Annotated in this window: 24 protein-coding genes; 10 read left to right on the top strand and 14 right to left on the bottom strand. The window is 60.5% G+C overall.

What is annotated here, in order from left to right:
- Nucleotides 1–32: 32 nt before the first annotated feature.
- Both ACLGGT_RS09025 and ACLGGT_RS09020 read right to left on the bottom strand, forming a co-directional pair.
- Nucleotides 33–719, bottom strand: a complete 687-nt coding sequence (locus ACLGGT_RS09025) for a flagellar hook capping FlgD N-terminal domain-containing protein (protein WP_437195768.1) — start codon at nt 717–719, stop codon at nt 33–35.
- A gap of 16 nt (nt 720–735) precedes the next feature.
- Nucleotides 736–1,233 carry a flagellar hook-length control protein FliK gene (locus ACLGGT_RS09020; protein WP_217521288.1) on the bottom strand — a complete coding sequence of 166 codons (498 nt, stop codon included), beginning with the start codon at nt 1,231–1,233 and terminating at the stop codon, nt 736–738.
- Between the two features lie 1,113 nt (nt 1,234–2,346).
- Between ACLGGT_RS09020 and ACLGGT_RS09015 the strand changes: the two genes are divergently transcribed.
- The 7 genes from ACLGGT_RS09015 to ACLGGT_RS08985 all read left to right on the top strand — a co-directional run bounded on the left by ACLGGT_RS09015 (nt 2,347) and on the right by ACLGGT_RS08985 (nt 6,019).
- Nucleotides 2,347–2,631 (top strand): rod-binding protein, encoded by a 285-nt coding sequence (locus ACLGGT_RS09015; RefSeq protein WP_257898209.1) that lies wholly within the window; start codon nt 2,347–2,349, stop codon nt 2,629–2,631.
- The gene (locus ACLGGT_RS09010; protein WP_008281505.1) at nt 2,621–2,980 is read left to right on the top strand and encodes a flagellar protein FlgN; all 360 of its coding nucleotides are present in this window, start codon (nt 2,621–2,623) and stop codon (nt 2,978–2,980) included. Before ACLGGT_RS09015 ends, ACLGGT_RS09010 begins: the two co-directional genes overlap by 11 nt.
- A gap of 209 nt (nt 2,981–3,189) precedes the next feature.
- Nucleotides 3,190–4,020, top strand: coding sequence for a flagellin (locus tag ACLGGT_RS09005; RefSeq protein WP_008281504.1), 831 nt, complete (start codon nt 3,190–3,192; stop codon nt 4,018–4,020).
- A 72-nt stretch (nt 4,021–4,092) separates the two neighbouring features.
- Nucleotides 4,093–4,470, top strand: coding sequence for a flagellar biosynthesis regulator FlaF (flaF, locus tag ACLGGT_RS09000; RefSeq protein WP_375554350.1), 378 nt, complete (start codon nt 4,093–4,095; stop codon nt 4,468–4,470).
- Nucleotides 4,467–4,871 (top strand): flagellar biosynthesis repressor FlbT, encoded by a 405-nt coding sequence (gene flbT / locus ACLGGT_RS08995; RefSeq protein WP_008281502.1) that lies wholly within the window; start codon nt 4,467–4,469, stop codon nt 4,869–4,871. The genes flaF and flbT overlap by 4 nt, the downstream gene beginning before the upstream one ends.
- Nucleotides 4,868–5,671: a DUF1217 domain-containing protein gene (locus ACLGGT_RS08990; RefSeq protein WP_008281501.1), complete on the top strand. Its 804-nt coding sequence runs from the start codon at nt 4,868–4,870 to the stop codon at nt 5,669–5,671. Before flbT ends, ACLGGT_RS08990 begins: the two co-directional genes overlap by 4 nt.
- A 111-nt stretch (nt 5,672–5,782) precedes the next feature.
- A complete protein-coding gene (locus ACLGGT_RS08985; RefSeq protein ID WP_008281500.1) occupies nt 5,783–6,019 on the top strand; it encodes an Lrp/AsnC ligand binding domain-containing protein in 237 nt (78 codons plus the stop codon).
- Here the strand turns inward: ACLGGT_RS08985 and ade are convergent.
- From ade to ubiE, 10 genes are all read right to left on the bottom strand, one after another.
- Nucleotides 6,016–7,710: an adenine deaminase gene (ade, locus tag ACLGGT_RS08980; RefSeq protein ID WP_437195764.1), complete on the bottom strand. Its 1,695-nt coding sequence runs from the start codon at nt 7,708–7,710 to the stop codon at nt 6,016–6,018. The two genes, ACLGGT_RS08985 and ade, sit on opposite strands and share 4 nt — an antisense overlap.
- 101 nt (nt 7,711–7,811) lie before the next feature.
- Nucleotides 7,812–8,207 carry a hypothetical protein gene (locus tag ACLGGT_RS08975; protein WP_232279205.1) on the bottom strand — a complete coding sequence of 132 codons (396 nt, stop codon included), beginning with the start codon at nt 8,205–8,207 and terminating at the stop codon, nt 7,812–7,814.
- A 71-nt stretch (nt 8,208–8,278) separates the two neighbouring features.
- Nucleotides 8,279–10,321, bottom strand: coding sequence for an ASKHA domain-containing protein (locus tag ACLGGT_RS08970; protein WP_037297904.1), 2,043 nt, complete (start codon nt 10,319–10,321; stop codon nt 8,279–8,281).
- A gap of 121 nt (nt 10,322–10,442) precedes the next feature.
- The gene (locus ACLGGT_RS08965) at nt 10,443–11,117 is read right to left on the bottom strand and encodes a hypothetical protein (RefSeq protein WP_437195762.1); all 675 of its coding nucleotides are present in this window, start codon (nt 11,115–11,117) and stop codon (nt 10,443–10,445) included.
- A gap of 86 nt (nt 11,118–11,203) precedes the next feature.
- Entirely contained in the window at nt 11,204–12,550 is a 1,347-nt protein-coding gene (gene aroA, locus ACLGGT_RS08960) for a 3-phosphoshikimate 1-carboxyvinyltransferase (protein ID WP_437195761.1), read from the bottom strand.
- An 80-nt stretch (nt 12,551–12,630) separates the two neighbouring features.
- Entirely contained in the window at nt 12,631–13,155 is a 525-nt protein-coding gene (locus tag ACLGGT_RS08955; protein WP_437195759.1) for a UTRA domain-containing protein, read from the bottom strand.
- Nucleotides 13,156–13,266: 111 nt separating this feature from the next.
- Nucleotides 13,267–13,950 carry a YjbF family lipoprotein gene (locus ACLGGT_RS08950; RefSeq protein WP_437195757.1) on the bottom strand — a complete coding sequence of 228 codons (684 nt, stop codon included), beginning with the start codon at nt 13,948–13,950 and terminating at the stop codon, nt 13,267–13,269.
- Nucleotides 13,947–16,067, bottom strand: coding sequence for a YjbH domain-containing protein (locus ACLGGT_RS08945; RefSeq protein WP_112303068.1), 2,121 nt, complete (start codon nt 16,065–16,067; stop codon nt 13,947–13,949). Before ACLGGT_RS08945 ends, ACLGGT_RS08950 begins: the two co-directional genes overlap by 4 nt.
- Before the next feature lie 123 nt (nt 16,068–16,190).
- The gene (gene ubiB, locus ACLGGT_RS08940) at nt 16,191–17,729 is read right to left on the bottom strand and encodes a 2-polyprenylphenol 6-hydroxylase (protein WP_008281491.1); all 1,539 of its coding nucleotides are present in this window, start codon (nt 17,727–17,729) and stop codon (nt 16,191–16,193) included.
- A gap of 3 nt (nt 17,730–17,732) precedes the next feature.
- On the bottom strand, nt 17,733–18,476 hold the full coding sequence (gene ubiE, locus ACLGGT_RS08935; protein ID WP_008281490.1) for a bifunctional demethylmenaquinone methyltransferase/2-methoxy-6-polyprenyl-1,4-benzoquinol methylase UbiE: 744 nt from the start codon (nt 18,474–18,476) through the stop codon (nt 17,733–17,735).
- Nucleotides 18,477–18,562: 86 nt separating this feature from the next.
- Here ubiE and mutM point away from each other — a divergent pair, with 86 nt between their 5' ends.
- Both mutM and ACLGGT_RS08925 read left to right on the top strand, forming a co-directional pair.
- A complete protein-coding gene (gene mutM, locus ACLGGT_RS08930; protein ID WP_437195755.1) occupies nt 18,563–19,414 on the top strand; it encodes a bifunctional DNA-formamidopyrimidine glycosylase/DNA-(apurinic or apyrimidinic site) lyase in 852 nt (283 codons plus the stop codon).
- A 64-nt stretch (nt 19,415–19,478) separates the two neighbouring features.
- A complete protein-coding gene (locus tag ACLGGT_RS08925; protein WP_008281486.1) occupies nt 19,479–20,255 on the top strand; it encodes an enoyl-CoA hydratase in 777 nt (258 codons plus the stop codon).
- A gap of 256 nt (nt 20,256–20,511) precedes the next feature.
- Here the strand turns inward: ACLGGT_RS08925 and ACLGGT_RS08920 are convergent, their stop codons facing one another.
- Complete coding sequence (locus tag ACLGGT_RS08920; protein ID WP_081507034.1) at nt 20,512–21,498, bottom strand: adenosine kinase; 987 nt, start codon at nt 21,496–21,498, stop codon at nt 20,512–20,514.
- Nucleotides 21,495–22,139 (bottom strand): endonuclease III, encoded by a 645-nt coding sequence (gene nth, locus ACLGGT_RS08915; RefSeq protein WP_151978088.1) that lies wholly within the window; start codon nt 22,137–22,139, stop codon nt 21,495–21,497. The genes ACLGGT_RS08920 and nth overlap by 4 nt, the downstream gene beginning before the upstream one ends.
- Nucleotides 22,140–22,237: 98 nt before the next feature.
- Between nth and ACLGGT_RS08910 the strand changes: the two genes are divergently transcribed.
- Entirely contained in the window at nt 22,238–23,074 is an 837-nt protein-coding gene (locus tag ACLGGT_RS08910) for a methylated-DNA--[protein]-cysteine S-methyltransferase (RefSeq protein ID WP_008281483.1), read from the top strand.
- The last annotated feature ends 21 nt before the right edge of the window (nt 23,075–23,095 follow it).

Raw genomic sequence — 23,095 nt, 5'->3', positions numbered from 1 at the left:
CCATACGCAAAACCTGCGTCATGGAGGGGGCCCTATTGCGGTGCCGGGCGCAGGCCAAGAACCTGTGCAGGGGCGATCCGTTCGCCATTCCTGAGGATCAAGACGGTCTCGCCCGCCTCGAACTGTGCTTCTGCGATTTGACGATAAAAGCTGGCGCTGTGGCGTGCGAGCGTTTCTTCATTCGCGAAGGAGTGCACAGAGAGCGTATATTCCCCCTCTGCAAGCGGGAACCCCGCCGAATCGAGACCGGACCAGACCACCGGACCCGAGCGCGCCGGGATCGTTTGGCGGTTCACTATGATGCCGTGGGCATCGCTTGCAACGATTTCGGCGGCATCCGCCTGCGACTCGACTGTGGCGATCAGGGAAATCGGCTGTCCAGAGAACGCGACGGGGCCGGTTGCAAGCGCCTCCATTCCGATCCATCCGGATACTTGCGACAAGCCCTGTGCGCCCAACCGCGCGCCTAGATCTGTGAGCAGATCATTGGTCAGCACCTGTTGTTCGACCGTCGAGAATGTCGCCAACTGCACAGCGAAATCAGAAGATTCAATTGGATTGAGTGGGTCCTGATTGCGCAATTGGGTCGTTAGCAGCCTGAGAAATGTTTCAAAGTCAGAGCTGAAACCGGTTGCCGGACGCGCAGGGGCAGCAGCGTTGGTTGCGGAGGGGGCTGCTTGGCTGCGGTCCAGGCCGGTGCCCGGTGGAATCGTCGTCATGTCCATCTTGTTTCCTTCAAATCAAGACATTGATGCGCGCGCCTGCCAAAGCAGGCGAACTGAGAGCCGGGGGCACAAACACGTCTGGCACCGCGCCGCGCCCCTCATCCTCGCGGTGGGTGGCGCCTTGTGCGTTCAGGGTCTTGCCCGGGCTTCCGCCAGGGTTTTGCCCAGAAAAGGCGAAACGCGCCTCTTGATAGCCAACATCCAGCAGCCCCCGCGCCAATGTCTCTATGTGCCGCCGAAGAAGATCGAGCGTTTCTGGCCGCTCTGCCAATACAGTCACGGCCACGACGCCTTCATGGCTTGTCAACCTGAGGCGCACCCGGCCCAGTTCCTCGGGCGCAAGCTGAAGGTCGATGGTGGATTTGCCAGCACCCTGCGACTGCACCGCCACCGCAATCTGCTGGGCAATGGCCTGCGGCAAGTCGGTCCGCGCCAAGGACAGGAGCGGCTGGTATTGCCCGTTTGGCCCCGTAGACACGGCAAACCGCAAGTCGGAAACCTCGGTCACCGCTGGCATTCCCGGCTCGTCTCCAAGACCAAGCTTCGGGATATCTGCAAATGGATTTGCCTTTGCGGCCTCCCCTCCGCTGAGGAGATTGAGCCCTGCTGACCGCATGGCCAGAGATGAAGGAGGCGCGTATCCACCACCCTTCTGTGCGGGATACGCGCCCCACGACCCAGATATCAATTCCCGCGGCGAACCTGTCTTCGATTCTGTGACCAGAGCATACTCTGGATCAAATTCGAATTGCCCTAAGGCATAGGGCAGGTTCGGGCCAACATTCGAACCTTCTGGGCGCATACCCGGCGGCGCGGAGAGGTCGGGTTCTGCCTTTATCCGGGGCTGAGAGACAAAAGGATCGGCGCGCCACGCCGCTTGCTGCTTTGCATCCCCGCCCGTCGCGGAACCTGTCAACGATCTTTGGCCTAGGTCTAATTGGGTGAAGTCCTCTGGCGATATCTCTGGACCCGGGCCCACCGGATGAGCGAAAGAGGCTGACGCCGTCTGATCTGCAAACCGATGCGGTGCCGATCGCTGCTCTATGGGGCTCATCCCGTCCGCAACTGATCCCTCGAACTGCGCTGTGGCATAGCCCTTGATCGGGACTATGGGGGCATCCTCCTCTGCTTGCGACAAGGCACCATCGACCGCCATCGAGACAGGCGGCACGTTCTGGTCCTCAGCCTCAGATAACCCAGGCACCGGTCCTGCATGTGGCCGAGGCCCGGCATCGGTGCTGGGCAATCCACCCTCGGACACCAATTCCTTGCGGATTTGGGTCCGCGCGACATCCACAACAGACGCGGCAAGCCCAGCGTCTGACAAATCGTCTTTCTCGCGCTGCAGATCCAAGGCGGCCTCTTCCGCACTTTGGAAAATGTCGGCGAATGTTTTCGCCCTTTCAGACGACGGTCCACCGGCAGCAGCCGCGCCCAAACCGGGCGGCAGTGCCGATGAAAGCCCAAGGACGGGATTAAGAGGGTCCTTGGCGGGGATTACTGACATAGGCGCCCTCCGTGATGCCATGGCGATAAGCCGGAGGATTGCAGAAACCAGTTACTGCTTCTTTACCGGTTTCGGTTCTTCTTGTGTCTAGTGTGATCAATTTGAGGGATTCTCATGACTGACCCTGTACAACTTTCCTCCAGAGCCGTGGACCGGCCCTCGACCAGCTTAACCCGCACCAAGCATGTGGCCGAACGGCTAGAGGCAAGCTTTCTTGCTGAAATGCTCAAGTTCGGGGGGCTGGACCCCAAGAGCGACAGCTTTGTGGCGAGCACGGGCGAATCGCAATTTGCATCCTTTCACCGCGAGGCATTGGCACAAGAGATGGTCAAAGCGGGTGGCATCGGGCTGGCAGATGTCTTTTATCGCTCGATGATGGAGCGTGCCCATGACGCTTGATCAGAGTACCCGCATCATCCAACAGCTCGACCTTATTCTGGAGGAAGAGCGCGACGCCCTTTTGCGCGGAGATCTATCGCAGATCGTGGCGCTCATGTTGAAAAAGGAACAGTTGGTAGACGCGCTCAATGCCCTTTCGGCGACGGCAAGCGGCGATCTGATTGCGGTTCAAGGTAAGTTGAGCCGCAATCAGGCCCTGCTTGACGGGGCCTTGCAGGGTATTCGCACCGTTGCAGCGCGCCTCGCAGCGCACCGCCGCATTCGACGTTCCTTGGACACCTATGACCAGAATGGTCACAAACGCTCGATTCCCGGCGATATCGCGCACCATCTTGAAAAGCGTGCCTGACGGATTGGCTAAAATTCGCGGCGTTTCAGAGAAGGGACTTAGCACTCCGTTAGCATCTTGAAGGCATTTTATCTCTTGCATCCCGAAACGGATGGCGCAGCCGGGACCATCCCGCACCCTGCAACCGTCAGAAAGACAGTCCAAACCGTCTCCTCCGGGCAGACGAACCATGAAATGGCGAAATTCGCCAAACCCGAAAGGAACTTGATATGTCCAGTATTCTGACCAATAACAGCGCCATGGTCGCTCTTCAGACCTTGCAATCCGTGAACTCTAACCTTGCCAAGACGCAGGATATGATCTCGACGGGCAAGGCTGTCGCAACGGCCAAGGACAATTCGGCCATCTTTGCCATTTCCAAGGTGATGGAATCCGACGTCAGCGGCTTCAAGGCCGTTTCCGACGCGCTGTCTTTGGGCGAATCGACGGTCGCCGTGGCCTCGGCCGGGGCAGAGCAGATCACCAATTTGCTCAACGAGATCAAGGAAAAGGTCGTCGCCGCGACCGGTGAAAACGTCGATCACAGCAAGATCCAGAACGATGTCGACGAGCTGGTGAATCAGGTCACGTCGATTATCGGCGCGTCACAATTCAACGGCGCGAATCTGCTCAACACGGCGGGCAACGCAGGGATAACGGTACTGTCGTCCCTCGATCGGGACGCAACCGGAACGGTCACAGCGTCGAACATCAGCGTGGCTTCTGTTGATTTCGAGGCCAACCTTGATCTGAGCGACATTGATGTGACGAACTCTGCAGCCGCTGACACCTCGCTTGCCGCAATCGAAGTCCATATCCAGACGGCGGTCGACGGGGCGGCAGCGCTTGGTGCGTCGGCCAAACGGATATCGGATCAAAACGAATTCGTCAGCAAGGTGACGGATGCGATCAAATCCGGGATCGGCGCATTGGTCGATGCCGATTTGGAAGAGACCTCTGCGCGTCTCCAGGCCTTGCAGGTGCAACAACAGTTGGCGACACAGTCTTTGTCCATCGCCAATCAGGCCCCGCAGGCCATCCTGTCGCTGTTCAGGAACTAAGCCATTCAGGGGCGTCTTTCGGGGCGCCCCTGACATCTGATCGGTGACAGACTGACCCTGAAAGGACATGACGTGAATGCGACCCGTCTGGCGCAGAGCGCCTATCGCGACCAATCCCGGTCCGTCCGGACTGACCGTGGGCTGGAATATGATGCCTTTGCCCGTATCACCCAACGCCTCGTGCACGCAGCAGGGCAGGACCCAAGAGATATAGCCAATCTCGCGGCCGCCCTTCATGACAACCGGCGGCTCTGGACAATCTTGGCGACTGACGTCGCCGACCCACAAAACCCACTGCCGCAATCGTTGCGGGCCCAAGTCGTCTATCTCGCGCAGTTTTGCCATCATCACAGCAGCGCGGTGCTGAATGCAAACGCATCGCTTCAACCCTTGATCGACATCAATACAGCCATCATGCGCGGGCTGAGCGATAGGAGAGCAGCCCAATGAGCGGCCTCGTCCTAAAACTCAATCCCAAAGAGCGGGTGCTTATCAACGGGGCGGTGATCGAGAACGGCGACCGCCGCTCACGGCTGTCCATCATGACGCCGAATGCGCATATCCTGCGGCTTCGGGATGCCATTCACCCCGAAAGTGCAACAACGCCTGTACGCAGGGCCTGCTTTGCTACGCAACTTCTGCTCTCGGGCGATGGCGATCCGCAGGACGCGCGCCGCCAGATCCTGCGCCGAATCGAAGAGCTGAGCCAGGCGTTGCGCGATCCCGACAGCCGTATCCAGTTGACCCTCGCCACGCGGGCGCTTCTGGACGGGGAATACTACAAATGCCTCAAGGCCCTGCGTGCCCTCCTGCCGCGTGAAGAGCGTCTTTTGGCGCATCGTGCGTCATGAACTTTACGCCTGTAGTGCCGCTGGGTGGATTGTCGGGCTGGGCGCTCTTGTCGCGCACGTCTGAGCGTCAGACGGATCTGTTCAACAAGTCCCCGCAGATCGTGCGTGATACCGAATATTTCGAGCAGAATATTGCCAAGATCACCACGGCAGAAGGTTTGGTTTCAGATCGCCGCCTCTTGCGGGTGGCCTTGGGGGCGTTTGGTCTTCAGGAAGATATCAACAGCCGCGCCTTTATCCGCGCCATTCTGGAAGAGGGCACCATTCGGGATGATGCAATTGCCAACCGTCTTGCCGATGACCGGTACAAACAGCTGTCCGAGGCGTTTGCCTTCGCCGACCGTCCGATCCCGCGCACGCAATTATCGACCTTTGGAACCGAGATCACCGAGAAATTCCGGCGTCGGGAATTTGAGGTTGCCGTCGGGGATCAGAATCAGGCCTTGCGCCTGGCCCTGAACGTCCAACGCGAATTGGGCGACATCGCAGGCGATGCAGAGACCGAGGACACGCGCTGGTTCCGGATCTTGGGAAACCCGCCCCTGCGGCGCGTATTCGAAGTGGCGCTTGGTCTTCCAGACAGTTTCGGGCAAGCTGATCTTGATCGGCAGTTGGACGAGATCAAATCCCGCAGCGCGCAGCAATTGAAGATAGGCTCCCTGTCGGATCTGAGTGCGGAGAGCGTGCGGGAGCAATTGATCCAACGGTTCCTCTTGCGCGAGCAGGTGGCAAGTTTCAATGTTCAATCCTCGCAAGCAATCGCGCTGACGCTGTTGCAATCGGTTCCGCGCCGGGCTTGATACTGGGCGCTGCGTCTGGGTTTTGCGCCGTGGCAAGCAGGCCATTCCGAGTTTGCCGTTGCATTTGCTTGCAAGTAAAAGCCCTATGGGGCTGAGCCACAGGAGGAATTCATGCGCTGCGTCTTTATCAACATCCGCTGCAAACCGGGGCATTCCTATCGCGTGGCAGAGGCCATAGCCCTGCGCGAAATCCATTCAGAGCTTTACTCGACCTCCGGTCCCTTTGACCTGCTGCTCAAGCTCTACATCCCTGAGACTGAGGATATCGGCAAATATATCAACGACAATCTTCTGGACATCGCCGGGATCGAGCGCACCGAAACGACCCTGACCTTCAAGGCGTTCTAGCCTAGGATTTCGAACCGGTTGACATCAACCATACCCCGGTCCGTAATCTTGAGCGCCGGGATTACCGGCAGCGCGAGAAACGCAAGTTGCAGGAAGGGTTCCTGCAAGGTGACACCCAAGGACCGTGCTGCTGCCCGCAGATCGACAAGACGATGGTGCACCTCCTCAAAGGGCTCAAGGCTCATCAACCCTGCCAGAGGTAAGGGCAGTTCTGCCAAAACCTGCCCGCCCTGCACCACGACAAAGCCGCCCTCAATCTCACCCAGCCGTGTGGCGGCAAGGGCCATATCCGCATAATCCACCCCGACACAGGCGATATTGTGGTGATCATGGCAAACGGTCGAGGCGATAGCCCCGGATTTGAGCCCGAAACCACGAACAAAGCCGGTGGCGATATTGCCGTTCTTGCCATGCCGCTCGATCACCGCAATCCTTACCAGATCGCGCGTGGGATCGGGATGTTTGTCGCCTTCTACCGGCTCGATCCGTTCGCGCAGATGCGCGGTCAGGATCTTGCCTTCGAGAATGCCGATCACATCCGTCTCGGCGCGGTTGCCGGCGTGGCGAAAGTCCTGTGGGCTAACCGCAGGCGCCCGCACGGAGCATCGCCCGATGGGGGGCACCGTGCCCCGCGCAGCAAAGGCCGCCGCATCCGCAAGACGACCGGCGCAAAACACGCGCCGCACGTCGCAGGCGGCGAGCGAGCCCACCGCCACGATATCCGCCCGCCGCCCCGGCGCGATCAATCCGCGATCTCTGAGGCCAAATGCCTCGGCCCCCGAGAGCGACGCCGCGCGATAGGCCGCCAGAGGCGACGCCCCTTCTGCGATCAGCACCCGGATCATATGATCGAGATGGCCCTCTTCGGCGATATCGAGCGGGTTTCGATCATCGGTGCAGAGGCACATATAGGGTGCCGTGATCTCCGACAGCAGCGGGGCGAGCGCATGCAAATCCTTGCTAACCGAGCCTTCGCGGATCAGCACGCGCATGCCGCGCTGCAGTTTCTCGCGCGCCTCCTCTACGGTGGTCGCCTCATGCTCTGTGCGGATGCCTGCCGCGCAATAGGCGTTGAGATCGCGCCCCGTGAGTTGCGGGCAATGGCCGTCGATATGGCCTCCCTCAAAAAGCCGCAGCTTGGCCATCATGCCCGAATCGCGGTGGATCACGCCGGGGAAATTCATCACTTCGGCCAAACCGATCCCCGAGGGATGCCCCATCACCGCGCGCAAGTCTTCGGCGTCGATCTCGGCACCCGAGGTTTCCATATGGGTCGAGGGCACGCAAGACGAGAGCTGCACCCGGATGTCCATCAAAGTCTGCTCCGAGGCCGCCTGAAAATAGCGGATGCCGTCCAGCCCCAGAACATTGGCAATCTCGTGGGGATCGCAAATCGCGGTGGTTACGCCGCGCGGCGTTACGCAGCGGTCGAATTCAAAGGGTGTGACAAGAGAGCTTTCGATGTGCAGATGGGTGTCGATGAAACCGGGGACAAGGATCAGCCCCGTAAGGTCGATCACCTCGCGCCCGTCATAGGTGTCGCCAATGCCTACGATGGTATCGCCGCAAATGGCCACATCGCCGGGAATCATTTCCCCCGTCACAAGGTCAAACACCTGCGCCCCGCGCAGCACCAAATCGGCGGGTTCATCCCCCCGGCCCTGAGCAATCCGTTGTTCGAGATTTGCCATGCGCTGACCCTCCGACATCTTGCAACTGTCGCGCGTCGAAGGGTCAAGAGCAAGCCCGATGGCCGAAACCTGTCGGCCCTGGGCTTGCTATCAGGCTGTCCTCACTCGGTCTGCGCGGCAGGTTTCTGCGCTGCTGGTTTTGCGAGCTTCATCTCTGGTTTACAGTCCATGCCGTTGTAGCGGCTGACCAGGGCTTCATTGCGGCGCTGATAGGCGCGTGCCTCGTCGCCTGCGGCACCCTTCATATCCATGAAGAACCATGGCACCAGCAAAAAGGCCCCGGCAGTCCCGGCCACAATGTTCTGGGCGGTTTTGGTTTCCTGTTCTTTGACAAGGCCCTCGATGGCGCGGGTATTGGCCGTAATGTCGCTGCGCAATTGCGCGCAGGTAAGGGCGCTGTCACCGGGCTGCACTTCGGCCACGGGATCAGGGGTACGACCACCGCATGCGCTCAGGAGGGAAATGGACAAGAGGGCCGGCACGAACAACTGTTTCATCTGATTGCCTTTTTACAGAGTGTTCGCGTCAGTATCCCGCTCCTGAGATGATGAAAAGCCGCGATTTCGCACTATCCCCGCCGACGCTTGCGCCGCCCCCCGTCGCTGCCATCGCCATGGGTGTTAAAGCTGGGATTGGGCAGTGTCACGATTTTGGACAGCTCCGGAAAAGGGTCCGTCTTGTGCGGGATTGCGTTGGCGGCCACGAAATGCTCTTGGAATTTCGGCTCGATGGCGGTTTCGACCTTGGTGATCTGACCCACCACGCGCTCAATCTCGCGGCGGGCGGCCACGTTGCACAGCGCGATGCGCGCGCCCGTACCCGCCGCATTGCCCGCCGATGTCACCTTGTCGAGCGGCACATCGGGGATCATGCCCAGCACCATCGCATGCAACGGCGAGATATGCGCACCAAAGGCCCCTGCCAGAACAACGCGGTCCACCTTGTCGACGCCGCGTTCGTCCATGAGCAGACGCGCGCCCGCATAGAGAGCCGATTTTGCAAGCTGGATGGCACGAATATCGCCTTGGGTCACGGTGATGACCGGCCCACCCTTGGCACTGCCATCGTGGATAACATAAGAATGGGTGCGCCCATCCTCGATCATACGCGTGGTGCCAGTGGCCTCGGACGATCCAATCAGACCGCTTTCATCCAATAGCCCAGCCATGCGCATCTCGGCCACCGCCTCGATGATGCCAGACCCACAAATGCCGGTAATGCCACCGTCGCCTACCGCCGCCTCGAAACCGTCCTCATCCGACCAAATGTCAGAGCCGATCACCCGGAAACGGGGTTCCTTGGTCATGGGATCAATACGAATAGCCTCGATCGCGCCGGGGGCGGCGCGTTGGCCGCTGGAAATCTGCGCCCCCTCAAAGGCGGGGCCGGTGGGCGAGGAACAGGCCAAAACCCGCGTCTTGTCGCCCAAAAGGATCTCTGCGTTTGTGCCCACATCGACGATCAGCGCCAGATCTTCGGATTTGCCCGGCTCTTCGCTCAGCGCCACGGCGGCGGCGTCGGCCCCCACATGGCCTGCGATACAGGGCAACACATAAATCTGTGCGCGCGGATTGATCGCAACCAAATCCAGTTCGCGGGCGTTCAGGGCCATGCTCCCCGAGGTGGCCAGTGCAAAGGGGGCCTGGCCCAATTCCACCGGGTCGATCCCCAACAAGAGGTGGTGCATCACCGGATTGCAGACAAACACCGTCTCGACGATGAGCTTGGCGTCAATCCCCGCCTCTTTGGCAATCTCTTCGGCCAAGGTATTGATCGCGTCTCGTACCGCTGCCGTCATTTCACGGTCGCCGCCGGGGTTCATCATCGCATAGCTGACGCGGCTCATCAGATCCTCGCCAAAGCGGATCTGCGGGTTCATGATACCGGAGGATGCCTTGACTTCGCCGGTTTCCAAATCGGTCAAATGGGCCGCAACAGTGGTAGACCCAAGGTCAATGGCCAGACCAAACAGCCCCCCTTCGTGCAGACCCGGCCAAATCTCCAGCACCTGTGCCGGGGTTTCCGCATGCCCTCTGTGCAGGGCGACCGTGACCTGAAACTTGCCCTTGCGCAGCACGGGTTGCAGCTTGGCCAAAAGGCTCAGATCGGCGCGGATATTGTCGATCTCCCACTGAGCCTTGAGCGCACGTTGCAAACGCTCGAAATCGCCGGTGGGCTCATGCATATCGGCCTCTTCCACCTCAACGAAATAGAGGCGGGTGGCCGGGTCCATCTCGATCACGCGGGCAGAGGCGGCCTTGCGTACCACCTGCTTGTGAACCTGGCTTTCCGGGGGCACGTCGATCACCACATCGCCCATGATCTGAGCCTGACAGCCCAAACGGCGGCCCGGCTTCAGCCCACGCTTCTGGTCATAGCGTTCCTCGACCGCATTCCATTCGGACAGCGCATCCTGATGAACGGTGACGCCATGTTTGGAAAACTCGCCATAGCCCGGCGATATCTGGCATTTCGAGCAGATCCCCCGCCCGCCACACACCGAGTCAAGATCAACGCCGAGTTGGCGCGCCGCCGTCAGAACCGGTGTTCCCTTGGGAAAGCGCCCGCGCTTCCCGGAGGGCGTGAAAACGACGAGTGGGTCGGTCGACATATGCGAAATCCTGCTTCTGAAGCGTTGCTTGCGGGGAACATAAGCCATAGGCGCTTGTCCGACAGCCCACAAGCGTCAGAAAATCGTCGGCACGCGGCATGCACCGCTCTGGCAGGGCCTGTCAGGTCAGCGACCAGCCAAATAGCCAGATCGCCAAGGGCACCGGGGCCGTCGCGACAAAGAGCGTGAGGATCGCCAGAGGCGCACGAAAGATCCCAGAGAGGCCCGAGACAAACGCGATGCCACCGCCACCGCCAATGATCGAATTGCCCGGAACATTAATCAGCGCCGCGAGATGCAGATAACGATAGCGGACAATCCAGTCGAGATAGCGTCCGCGCAGTTGCGCCGAGATATAGGTCGCACGCTCTGCTGGCGACAGGGTCTGAAACTCTTCCAGCAAGCGGCAGGCGCGCAGGAGGTGCAAATCAAGCAACACCCGGTGCAGCCAGCGATAGGGCACCTTGCCGCCCACCATATAGGCCAGCGTCAGCCCAGAGGCCGTGGCCAGCCAGACCAAGGGCGCGATATCGCCGCCGCCCGCTGCGAGTACCATCAACCCGATTTCGATCCCCGGCACAAAGGGAATAGCGATCAGCACCGCATAGACCAACAAGGCCATGACGAGGAACCCGGGCATCGCCCAACCCTGTTCATTTTCAAGGATATAGCCTTCGGCCCACACAAAGACGTGGTGCATGGCCAAGGCCAACACCGCCAATGCAGCCAAGCGAATCACCGTGCGCAGCAGGCCGGTTTTCACAGGCGGCGGGGCGTTGTGGGCGGGGTCATCCATGCGGCGAAATTAGGCCCTCTGCCCTGGTGCGCGCAATGGGACACACGCACATTTGCCTTGCCCACCGCCTGCCCCGCGCGGCGGGTTCAATCACGCCTGATATCCGCGCCAAGCTGTGCCATCAACGACTCGAAAATCGGAAAAGAGGTGGCGATGGGACTTGCGTCATCGACCTGCACCGGCGCAGTGCTGGCCATGCCCATGACGAGAAAGGACATCGCGATCCGGTGGTCAAGATGGCTGGCGCAGGTCTGGCCGCCCGGCACATGCCCATGCCCCCTGCCCTGTACGATCCACCAATCCGGCCCATCCTCGACCTCGACACCGCCAGCGCGCAATCCGGCAGCCATGGCTTCGATCCGGTCGCTTTCCTTGACACGCAATTCCTTGACGCCGCGCATCACGGTTTCGCCGGTGGCATAGGCGGCCACAACGGACAGCACCGGATATTCGTCGATCATGCTGGCCGCGCGCTCGGGCGGCACCTCGATCCCCTTGAGGTCTGGCGAAAAGCGCGCGCGCAAGTCGGCCACCGGCTCGCCGCCTTCTTCGCGCAAGTTCTCATAGCTCAGGTCTGCCCCCATCTCGCGCAGCGTCGCAAATAGGCCCGCGCGCGTTGGGTTTAGCCCGATATTGGGCACAAGCACGTCAGAACCGGGAACGATCAAAGCAGCACAGACCGGAAAGGCCGCCGAAGACGGATCACGCGGCACCACGATGGCTTGCGCCCGAAGTTCGGGTTGCCCGGTCAGGGTAATCACCCGCCCCTCATCGGTGTCTTCGGTGGTGATTTCTGCGCCAAAGCCGGCCAGCATCCGCTCTGTATGGTCGCGCGTCGCTTCACGCTCGATCACCACAGTCTGCCCTGGCGCGTTGAGGCCTGCTAGGAGCACCGCGCTTTTGACCTGCGCAGAGGGTACAGGCACCACATAGCGAACCGGTACTGGCTCTGCTGCGCCCACGATGGTCATGGGCAACCGCCCGCCCGACCGGCCCACCGCTTGCGCCCCAAAGAGGGCCAGAGGGTCCGTGACCCGTGCCATAGGGCGCTTGTTAAGGCTTGCATCGCCCGTAAACGTTGACGTGATAGGCGAGGTCGCCATCGCGCCCATGATCAGCCGCACGCCGGTGCCCGAATTGCCGCAGTCAATGACGTGGCCCGGTTCGGCAAAGCCACCGACACCCACACCATGCACATGCCACACACCCGCCGCATCGCGTGTCACCTCGGCGCCAAAGGCGCGCATCGCCTTGGCCGTATCCAGCACATCTTCGCCTTCAAGCAGCCCGGTGATCACCGTTTCCCCAACGCTCAGAGCCCCAAGGATGAGAGAGCGGTGCGAGATTGATTTATCCCCCGGCACATCGGCGACACCGGACAGCGGCCCGGAGCGGTGAGAGGTCATAGGAATGGGGGTGCCGTGGCCGGACATGGTGCGCCTCTTGACTGGTCTGTATTGCCCGCCTGATAGCCCAAGCAGGCGGACCCGTCCATGACCATCGCCGCCTTGGATTAAGGGGCGGTGCCCAATTGGGTCACGATCAAGTGCCCCGGCGCGGAGCAAAGGCGCGCAAGCGTTACGCCGCGCCCATGATCCCATGTCAGCCGCTCGATGACAAAAAGGGGCGAGCCGGGGTCGGTCTCTAGCAATCGGGCTTCGTCGCCCGTGGCGGCCTGAGCCGACAGGGGTATTTCCCCATGAGTGTAGGGAACATGGGCCAAGAGCCACTCATTGGCATTGGTCGTTTCGAAATCCTGTGCAGCCGCAGCGGGGGCCGTTTGCAAATTAACCCAACGATCCTCGAGCACGAAAGGTTTGCCAGAGGCAAGGTGCAGCGCCGTGACATGCAGACAGGGACAGGTCGTAGAAGAGCAGAGGCGGCGCGCCACGCCCTCCGGCGGAAGGCTCGTTGCATGGGTCAGACGCCTATAGCCATAGGTCTTGCCAAGCGCGCCCACTTCTTGCCGGATTACGGGAATGTCGACCGTTGCGCGGCTGACCGGGTGCGGGCCATTGCTGGCTGTACGGCCAGACAATGCGACTGGTTTCCGATCAGGAACGATTGGAACGCATCTGGTGCACGCAACTTGCCGTCACTCTCGACCACAGCATGCGCCCCGCAGTCGAGGTGGCGCATACGCTCGCGGTCAACGCAACCGCTGAATGGTACTGTAGCCCATGGTCGGCCCCGCCCAATGGCGCGATTGCACGACGGCACCATTTGCATCGACCAGATAGGAATTCACCACGCTGCGGTTGGCTTGCCAGCATTCCGCTGTCATGCGCACCCCTTGCACCGAACCAGCGACACTGGTCACGGCTTCTGTTTCCCCGCGCGTAATCTTGCAGTCGGATTTCAGATTCACGATCTGGTTTTCACCATCGAGATAGCGTTGCTGGATCGTGGCAACGCCATCCTCACGGCGCGATACGACCTCAAGCAGCGGCTCTACGCGAGATGACATCAGGTCGTTGCCAAGCCCCCGGGTCGAGACCAGAACACCGTTCAACGTCGTGGCGCTCAGCCGCTCGGAACTGCCATAGGAGGCCCAAGTCTGGTAGGCACCATTCTCTGCAATAGGCCGCAGAACCGCGACCGCTTTGCGGTCCTCCAGAGTATAAAGCAAGACAGGGCCAGTCGTTCTTGACAATGCATCCGTGGCGACTGCCTGCACAATCTTTGGGTCCGGGGTGACGGGCTGCGCGCGGCGCTGCTCAATCAACCTCTTTGTGACGGTAAAAACATTCTCGGAACTCCGCTGGTTCGTACAGCCCGCAAGGACCATGGCGCAGACCAACAGACTCAGCCGAGGCAGGGACGCAGCGATCATCTCCAGAATTTCCCCCAGCTTGCCACGGTGTCGCGCTCGTGCGAGTTTCGCACGGTTTCATAAAGACGGCCCGTCACATTGACGCGCGCGCCCCCATCGCGGGTCAGCGGGCGGATAACGGCGGTTGGCGCCTGCTGTGTGGGCTTGCCGAACAGCCACGAAATCGGGGCGGTAATGCGAATGCCCTTGTCAAATGACCCTTCGCCGAAATCCTGCGCAGAGACATCTGTTTTGGTGGCAAAGGCCCCAACTTTCCAGCCGTTGGCGAATTCCCGGTCAAAACCGATGGTCACGCCCCAATCCCCCGCCAGATACCGGCCGGCGTCGACCTGCGCGTGGTATCCACCGCCGAAATCGTAATAGACCGAGGCATGCCCGTTGAAATCCGGAATGGTGCCACTGACCGTATTGCTGTCGCGCAGGCCAAAATCACCATCAAAGTCGCGTGGACGGACATAGTTCAATTCCGCGCCGATGGCGATGCGGCTGTCCACGGGCCGCCACAACACCTCGGTCGAGACACCCGCATACATCTGTTCGAGGTATCCCAAGGTGATGCGCCCGTAATAATCCGGGGCAAGCCGGTGATATTTGCTGAGTGTCAGCCAATCGACACGAGGCGCATCGGATTGGGCGAATCGCGCCGCATCCGACCGCACGCGCGGAATGCGTGAATTGCTGAAACGGTTGGATTGATCCAGATTGCCGAACAGCTTGACAGAGGTTGCCGCCCGAGCAACCCATCCCCGCCCCAATTCGGCCTGCCCCTGCAAACGCAGCGCGACGTCAAAACGCAGCGGCTCGTCGGGGTCAAACAGGCTGACCCGCGTAAAGGGAAAAATACTCCATCCGTAGCGCGGAAACTTGCCTAGAACCGGCTCGGGAAGATTGCCGAACCGCAGACTGTCACGAAAGGTTGCCGCCGCCAGCGCCTCATCCGAGGCTTTGTGCTCTAACCGCTCGATGTCGGTACGTGAAAAGCTGACCGTGCTGGCCGGGATACCCTTGGCGTAGAGCGTGACGTGAAAATCCTCGACCGAGGCAGGCAGCGCGCGGGTCATTGCGCGCACGGTGCGCCCCAGGGCCTGCGATGTGCGGTCATAGGTCTCATTCTGGATGCCGACATAGGCCGCACGCCCTTCAAGTCGCAGGCGGATCAGGTCAATCTGATCCAAAGCCAGCGTTTCCTCGAGCGATTTCGCAACTTGCGCACGCGCCGCCGGCTGGTCTGCCCAACCAAGATCGCGGGCGGCATCGGGATCTCGCACCGCAACGGGCAGAGGCGCAGGTTCCAACCCGCCCGGAACAGGCATCCCGCGCGGGTTGATCGCGATGGCAAGGCTGACGCCGATTTCTTCGCCATGCAGAACATAGGCCCGGAGATTGGCATCGGGTGCGAATTCGTAATTCAGGCTCGCATTAACCGCCGTGCTCTGCTCAAAAATACCGGCGCGACGTTCGGTGTCATAGCTGTCGGACGAATATTCCAGTGCGAATGTCAGCTTGTCCGATACGTTATAGCTGAACCCCCCAAAGAGGCCGATATCCCCCTTGAACCAGTTGGATATGCTCACGTCCCCGCCGGTGCCCACACCTGCAAAGTTGAACGGTGTTCTCGTCCCGAATCCACCAATCGAGTTGTTGGATCCAAACCGCCCCCAACCCAGACCTGCGGTCACACGCAGACGGCTGCCAACAGATTTCGTGGCAACGATATATTCCGCGCCAAGCACGCCTGTCCCCAGAAAATCCTGAAGCCCGACCGCGATGGCCGGTGAGTATTCGGTTTCCTTGAACAGCCGGAACCGCAAGTCAAAGCTGCGGTCATAGAAAATATCGAATTGCGGCGTCAGATCCTTGGTGCCGGAATATCGAAAACTGCCTGTCAGCCAAGGGGCCACCTGAAAACTGAGGGTCGTTTTGCTAAACCCGTCGAAATAGGCGATGGTCGTCGACAATTGCGCATCCGGCGCCATCTCGGCGGTGGGCATGTCAATAAGACCGCCCGGGGTGCCGTAGTTATTGGTAAGTGTCGTGACCAGATCGTTCGCTGATGCGCCGGTAGCCCCTGTCATAACGGCCACTGCGCCCAAGATGTTTCGCAATCTGATTGTCATCGACTGTTCACCGGTTCCGAGCGCCTTGCAACTTCTCCCGGGCGACCATAACGATCACAGCGCGGCACGGCAATGTGAGTTTCAGCCGTTGCTGTGATTGCTCTTAATTTGTGCAAAAATCCGTCACATCCCGACCAGAAATACCGTGAGCGTAACGCCAACCGCACCGACCAGGCACCCAAGCCCGGCCCAAAGCGCGCGCTCGGGCCAGACCGCGCGTTTGACCGGCACCGGCGCTGCGGTTTGCCGGATAAGCGCAGCCTCGACCAGCCCCGGCAACCTTGGACCATAGCGCGACAGCACCATGGCCGTGCGCCCCAGATCCCGCAGGGCGGCGCGCGGTCCAATGGTCTTTTTGATGTAGTCCTCGACCACAGGTTTTGCGACCTGCCAGATATTGATCTGTGGGTTGAGGCTGCGCGCCACGCCTTCAACCACAACCATCGTGCGCTGCAACAGGATCAGTTCGGTGCGCGTTTCCATGCCGAACCGCTCTGTGACCTCAAAGAGGTAGCTAAGCAGGCTGCCCATGGAAATCTTGCTGGCATCCATGCCAAAAATCGGCTCGCCGACCGCGCGCAGCGCACGGGCAAAGGCATCGACATCCCGGTCCGCAGGCACATAGCCCGCCTCAAAATGCACCTCGGCGACGCGGCGGTAATCGCGTTTGATAAATCCATAAAGGATCTCGGCATAAACCCGGCGGGTATATTCGTCGATATGCCCCATGATACCGAAATCATAGGCAATGATATCGCCATTCCCGGAAACCTTGAGATTGCCCTGATGCATATCGGCGTGGAAATAGCCATCACGCAGCGCATGGCTGAGGAAGAGCTGCAACACCCGTTCGCCCAATTCGGCGCGATCATGTCCTGCGGCATCCAGCGCGGCATTATCCCCAAGCGGCAAACCGTCAGCCCAAGACATGGTCATCACGCGGCGCGAAGAAAGCGGCCATTGCACCGTCGGCAACTGAAACCCGGCATCCTTGGCGGTATTGGCCGCAAATTCCGAGGCCGAAGCCGCCTCAAGACGCAAATCAAGTTCACCCATCACCACGCCCTCGAAATGGGCGATGACATCGGTTGGGCGCAATCGGCGCGCACCGGGGGCCAAAAGCTCGACCATGCGCGCGGCGAAATAAAAGGCGTCGATGTCGCGGCGAAAGGCCCGTTCGATCCCAGGACGCAGAACCTTGACGGCAACCGCCTCGCCCGTATCGCGCAGCCGCGCCTTGTGGACTTGCGCGATAGAGGCGGCGGCCACGGGCGGGCTGAAATCATCAAAGATGTCTTCGACCGGTCGGCCGAGTTCCTGCGCGATACTGCGTTTGGCCAGATCTACCGAAAAGGGCGGTAATTTATCCTGCAACACCCGCAGATGCGTTGCCAATTCCTCGCCCACCAGATCGGGACGGGTGCTGAGGATCTGGCCAAACTTGATATAGGCAGGCCCCAGAGCGGTCAGCGCACGCGGCGCGGGCGGAGTGGCAAGATCGCCCTTGTCCCCCAGCCATTGAAACGGCCAAGCCAGAAACCGCATCGTGCCGCGCACCAAGGGCGGGGCCTCGAAGGCATCCATGATGAGGCCCATCGCCCCCGTGCGTTCCAGCGTCGCCCCGGTTCGGATGAGGCGCAGGATATTGTGCGGGCCACGCATCGCTCAGATCTTCCAGCCGGAATGCAGACAGGCAATGCCCATGCTCAGATTGCGGTATTTGGCATTCTCGAACCCGGCTTGCCGGACCATCCCCAGAAACGTCTCTTGATCAGGAAATTGGCGGATGGATTCGACAAGATACTGATAACTGTCGCGATCATTGGCGATCATCTGCCCCAGACGCGGGATGATGTTGAAGCTGTAGAGGTCATAAACCTTTTGCATCAACTCATTGGGGATTTGGCTGAATTCCAGCACCATCAGCCGCCCACCGGGCTTGAGCACGCGAAACGCCTCGTTCAGCGCCTCTTGGGGGCGGGTCACGTTGCGGATGCCGAAACTGATCGTGTAGACGTCGAAACTCGCATCCGGAAAGGGCAGCGCCATCGCATCGCCCACCACCCAATCAAGGCTGTCTGCCATACTCTCGGCCTCGGCGCGCTTGCGCCCCTCGACCAGCATCGGCTCTGTCAAATCAAGCACGGTGGCATGACCATGACCGGCCCGCTTGAGAAAGCGAAAAGAGATATCTCCCGTGCCCCCCGCCACATCAAGAAGGCGTTGGCCCGCGCGCGGGGCCAGCCAATCCATCATCGCATCTTTCCAGATTCGATGGATACCAAGGGACATGGCATCATTCATCACGTCGTATTTACTGGCCACGCTGCCAAACACGCCGCGCACACGCCCGGCCTTTTCCGACTCGGGGATATCCTGAAATCCAAAATGCGTGGTTTTCTCGTTCATGGGCCTTGCCGCTCTTGTGTCTCGCCTTTCTTATAGGGCTATGACAGGGGGTTACAATGCGCCCCTTGTGCCCATAGAGGTCCGATATGCCAGAATTGCCCGAGGTTGAGACAGTCCGCCGCGGCCTTACCCCGGTGATGGAGGGGCAGGTGATCGCCTCTGCCTCCGTGAACCGTCCAGATTTGCGTTGGCCATTTCCGCCCAATATGGCGGCACGGCTGACTGGTCAGACCGTGACAGCGCTGCGACGACGCTCGAAATACATTCTCGCCGATCTGACATCCGGCGAGAGCCTTCTCATTCATCTTGGCATGTCGGGCCGCATGCTGGTTTCAGGCGACCCTTTGGGCCGCTTTGTCCACGATCACCCGGCCCCGGAAAAGCATGACCATGTGGTTTTTGACATGGCAAACGGCGCGCGCATCACCTTCAACGATCCGCGCCGCTTTGGCGCCATGGATCTTTTGCCCACAGCCACGGCAGAGACGCATCCACTCTTGGCCCGGATTGGGCCGGAACCCTTGGGCAATGCATTCAGCGAACCCTATTTGGTTGCCGCCCTCAAGGGGCGCAACACCCCCATCAAATCCGCCCTGCTGGATCAACGAATCGTCGCAGGTCTGGGCAATATCTATGTCTGCGAGGCGCTGTATCGCGCGCGCCTCTCGCCCTTGCAGCGGGCCGGAGCACTCTCAGGCAAACGCGCCGCCGCCCTTGTGCCGATCATCCGCGACGTGTTGAGCGATGCAATTTCTGCCGGTGGCTCTTCGTTGCGGGATTTTCGTCAGGCTGACGGGGAGTTGGGCTATTTCCAGCATAGTTTTGATGTTTACGGGCGCGAGGGCGAGCCCTGCCGCAGCCCCGGATGTAAAGGCCAGATCGCCCGCGTCGTACAGGCCAGTCGCTCCAGCTTCTATTGCCCGCTATGTCAAAGATAGGTTGAACGCGCGGCCAACAGTGGTAATGAATCGGCCCTGATGGAAACAAATGAAAGCTGATTTCATGGCCTATGAGACGATCATCGTCGAAATAGAAGACCACGTCGCCCTCATCAAGCTCAACCGGCCTGACGCGCTCAATGCGCTCAATGCGCAGTTGATGTCGGAACTTGCAGAGGCATTGGGAGAGGCGCAACAGAACGAAAAAGTGCGCTGTATCGTGCTGACCGGCTCGGAAAAAGCCTTCGCCGCCGGGGCCGATATCAAGATGATGAGCGAGAAGAGCTTTGTCGATGTCTTCACCGAAGACCTCTTTACCGCCGATAGCGCCGCCATCGCCCGGGTACGCAAGCCGATCATCGCGGCGGTGTCGGGCTATGCGCTTGGCGGGGGTTGCGAACTGGCGATGATGTGCGATTTCATCATCTGCTCGGACACCGCCAAATTCGGCCAGCCCGAAATAAATCTCGGCGTGATCGCGGGCCTTGGCGGAACGCAGCGCCTGACACGGCTGGTGGGCAAGTCCAAGGCGATGGACATGAACCTGACGGGCCGCTTCATGGATGCCGAAGAAGCAGAGCGTTCAGGCCTCGTGAGCCGGGTGGTCCCAGCCAAGAAGCTGATGGAAGAGGCGATGGCAGCGGCGCAGAAAATTGCAGAGAAATCGCAAATTTCGGTGATGGCAGCAAAGGAAGCGGTCAACCGCTCCTATGAGACGACATTGCGCGAGGGGCTCTTGTTCGAGCGGCGCGTGTTCCATTCGCTCTTTGCTACCGAGGATCAGAAAGAGGGGATGGCCGCGTTTTCCGAGAAACGCGAGGCGCAGTTCCGCGACAAGTAAGCGTTTTACACCAAAAGGGGCGCTGCCCCTCTTGGCCTACGGCCAATTCACCCCGGAGTATTTGGACCATAAAGAAACCGAAATGCGCGCCCGGATTTGACACACGCAACACCCGGGCGCGGCTTCTTCATGGGCGGTCATCGGCTCTCCAGCCTGTACCGCAGACCCAGCATCTCACGTCAGGGTTAATAAAACCTTGCCCTTCTTTTTGGCAAAAATACTCAAACTCTGCGCTCTGCCGCCAGACGCCAACCTCTCAGATCAATCCTTCGGCAGCAAAAAGCGCCTTCACGTCCGCCTCGGGGCGCGCGCCATAGTGCCCAATCACTTCGGCCGCCGCGATACAGCCCATGCGCCCGGCCACCGCCAGCGGTTGGCCCGTCGCCAGGCCGTAGAGCAGTCCAGCGGCAAACTGATCGCCCGCGCCGGTGGTATCAACCGGGGTCACGCGATGCACGGGAACAGTGACAGTTTCATCCCCCTGAACCAGCACAACATCATGCCCCGAACGGGTGCAGACAATGAGGCCGCTTTCAGATGCCGCCTGTTCCAACGCAGAGCCCAGATCCTCGGTCTCGTAGAGCGCGCACCACTCGTGTTCGTTGCCGATCACATAGTCCAACTCGCGCAAGAGACCCCGGAAGTCGTCCCGGTGGCGATTGACGCAGAACGGGTCGGAGAGGGTGATCCCGGCTTTGCCGCCGCCGGCCCGCGCCGCGCGCGCTGCCGCCTGAAACGCTGCCTTGCCCTTGGGCTTGTCAAAGAGATACCCCTCTAAAAACAAAAGTTCTGCCTGCCCGGCCACGGCCTCGGGCACATCTGCATCGTCGAGTTCGGTCGAGATACCCAGATAGGTGTTCATCGACCGCTCGCCATCTGGCGAGACAAAGATCATCGACCGCGAGGTGGGCAGCGCGCCATCGCCGCGTGGTGGATTGACGAAATCAGTACCGACCTCGGCCATCGCCGCAGCGTAGTAGCGCCCAAGATCGTCATCGCTGACCCGACCGATAAAACCTGTCGAGAGGCCAAGCGCGCCCAGTCCCGCGATGGTATTGGCCACCGAGCCCCCCGGCATCTGCCGACGGTCGGTCATGTTCTCATAGAGAAATTCGGCGCGTTCGGTTTCGATCAATTGCATCACGCCCTTGTCGATGGCCATGCGCGCCAGAAAGGCATCATCGCATTGGCTGATCACGTCCACCACGGCATTACCGATGCCAACGGCCTGATATTTTGTCATAGGGTCTTGTCCTCGAATAAGCAGAGATCACGAATAAGGCAGGTGCCGCAGGCGGGTTTGCGCGCCTTGCAGGTGTAGCGGCCATGCAGGATGAGCCAGTGATGCGCGTGGCGCTGAAAGTCCACCGGCACGTTGTCTTCGATAGCGCGCTCGACAGCGTCCACCGTTTTGCCGGGGCAGATGCCGCTGCGGTTGCCGACGCGGAAGATATGCGTATCCACCGCCTGCGCCGGATAATGCCACCACATATTGAGCACAACATTCGCCGTTTTGCGCCCGACACCGGGCAAGGATTGCAGCGCGGCGCGGGAGTTGGGCACCTCTCCGCCGTAGTCCTCGACAAGGATCCGGCTGAGTTTCATCACATGCTTGGCCTTGTTGCGATAGAGGCCGATGGTCTTGATGTGTTGGATCAGCCCCTCTTCGCCCAGATCGAGCATCTTTTGCGGGGTGTCAGCGACTTTGAAGAGGTCGCGCGTCGCCTTGTTGACGCCGACATCGGTGGCCTGCGCCGAAAGGGCGACGGCGACGACAAGCGTATAGGCGTTGACATGCTCCAACTCGCCCTTGGGTTCCGGCTCTGCAGCCTCGAACCGGGCGAAAATCTCGCGGACCTTATGATAGTCAAGTTGGCGTGCCATGGCTGTTCTATGCCGGGATTTGGCGGGATGCGCAACATTCGGGTCGCATGCCCTGAACCGGCGTCTTATCCTGCCTGTGAAATCACAGGAACGCCAAGATGAACGCCCAACCCGAATCCGGCTATCACTACCACGTCATGCGCCGTGCTATCGACCTTATTGATGGCCACGACGCGGCGCTGACGCTCGAGGAATTGGCGCGAGAGATGGGCATGAGTGCTGCGCATTTCCAGCGGCTCTTTTCGCAATGGGTGGGGGTGTCGCCGAAACGCTATCAGCAGTACCTGACCCTCGGCCATGCCAAGGCGCTATTGGCAGAGCGATTCACGACGCTGGAGGCTGCCGATGCGGCGGGCCTGTCGGGCACGGGGCGGCTCCACGATCTTTTTCTGCGGTGGGAGGCGATGAGCCCCGGCGATTTTGCCCGCGGGGGCGACGGGCTGACGATCCATTTCGGCTGGTTCGACAGCCCCTTTGGTGAGGCGCTTGCCATGGGCACCGATCGCGGGCTGTGTGGCCTGGCCTTTTCCGAAGAATTCGGGAGAGAGATCGCGATGGCCGATATGCGATCCCGCTGGCCCAAGGCCGCGTATACCGAGGCGCCCGACAAAATCGCGGGCTGGGTCGATGCAGCCTTTGGCGGGCGCGGCGAGGCGGCGGTCCACATGATCGGCGCACCGTTTCAGATCAAGGTCTGGGAGGCGCTCTTGCAAATACCTTCGGGCCACGTGACCACCTATTCCGAAATCGCAAGCGCCATCGGTAATCCACGTGCGGTGCGGGCTGTGGGCACTGCGGTCGGGCGCAATCCGGTCAGCTACATTATCCCCTGTCACCGGGCCTTGCGCAAATCAGGCGCGCTTGGCGGCTATCACTGGGGCTTGCCCGTCAAGCGCGCTATTCTTGCCTGGGAGGGTGCCCGCGCCGACGGATAGGCGGAAAGTTGCAGGCAATGC

The organism is Roseovarius sp. MS2 (assembly GCF_051447875.1).
Lineage (GTDB): Bacteria > Pseudomonadota > Alphaproteobacteria > Rhodobacterales > Rhodobacteraceae > Roseovarius > Roseovarius mucosus_A.
This window is presented reverse-complemented; position numbering and strand designations above follow the sequence as displayed.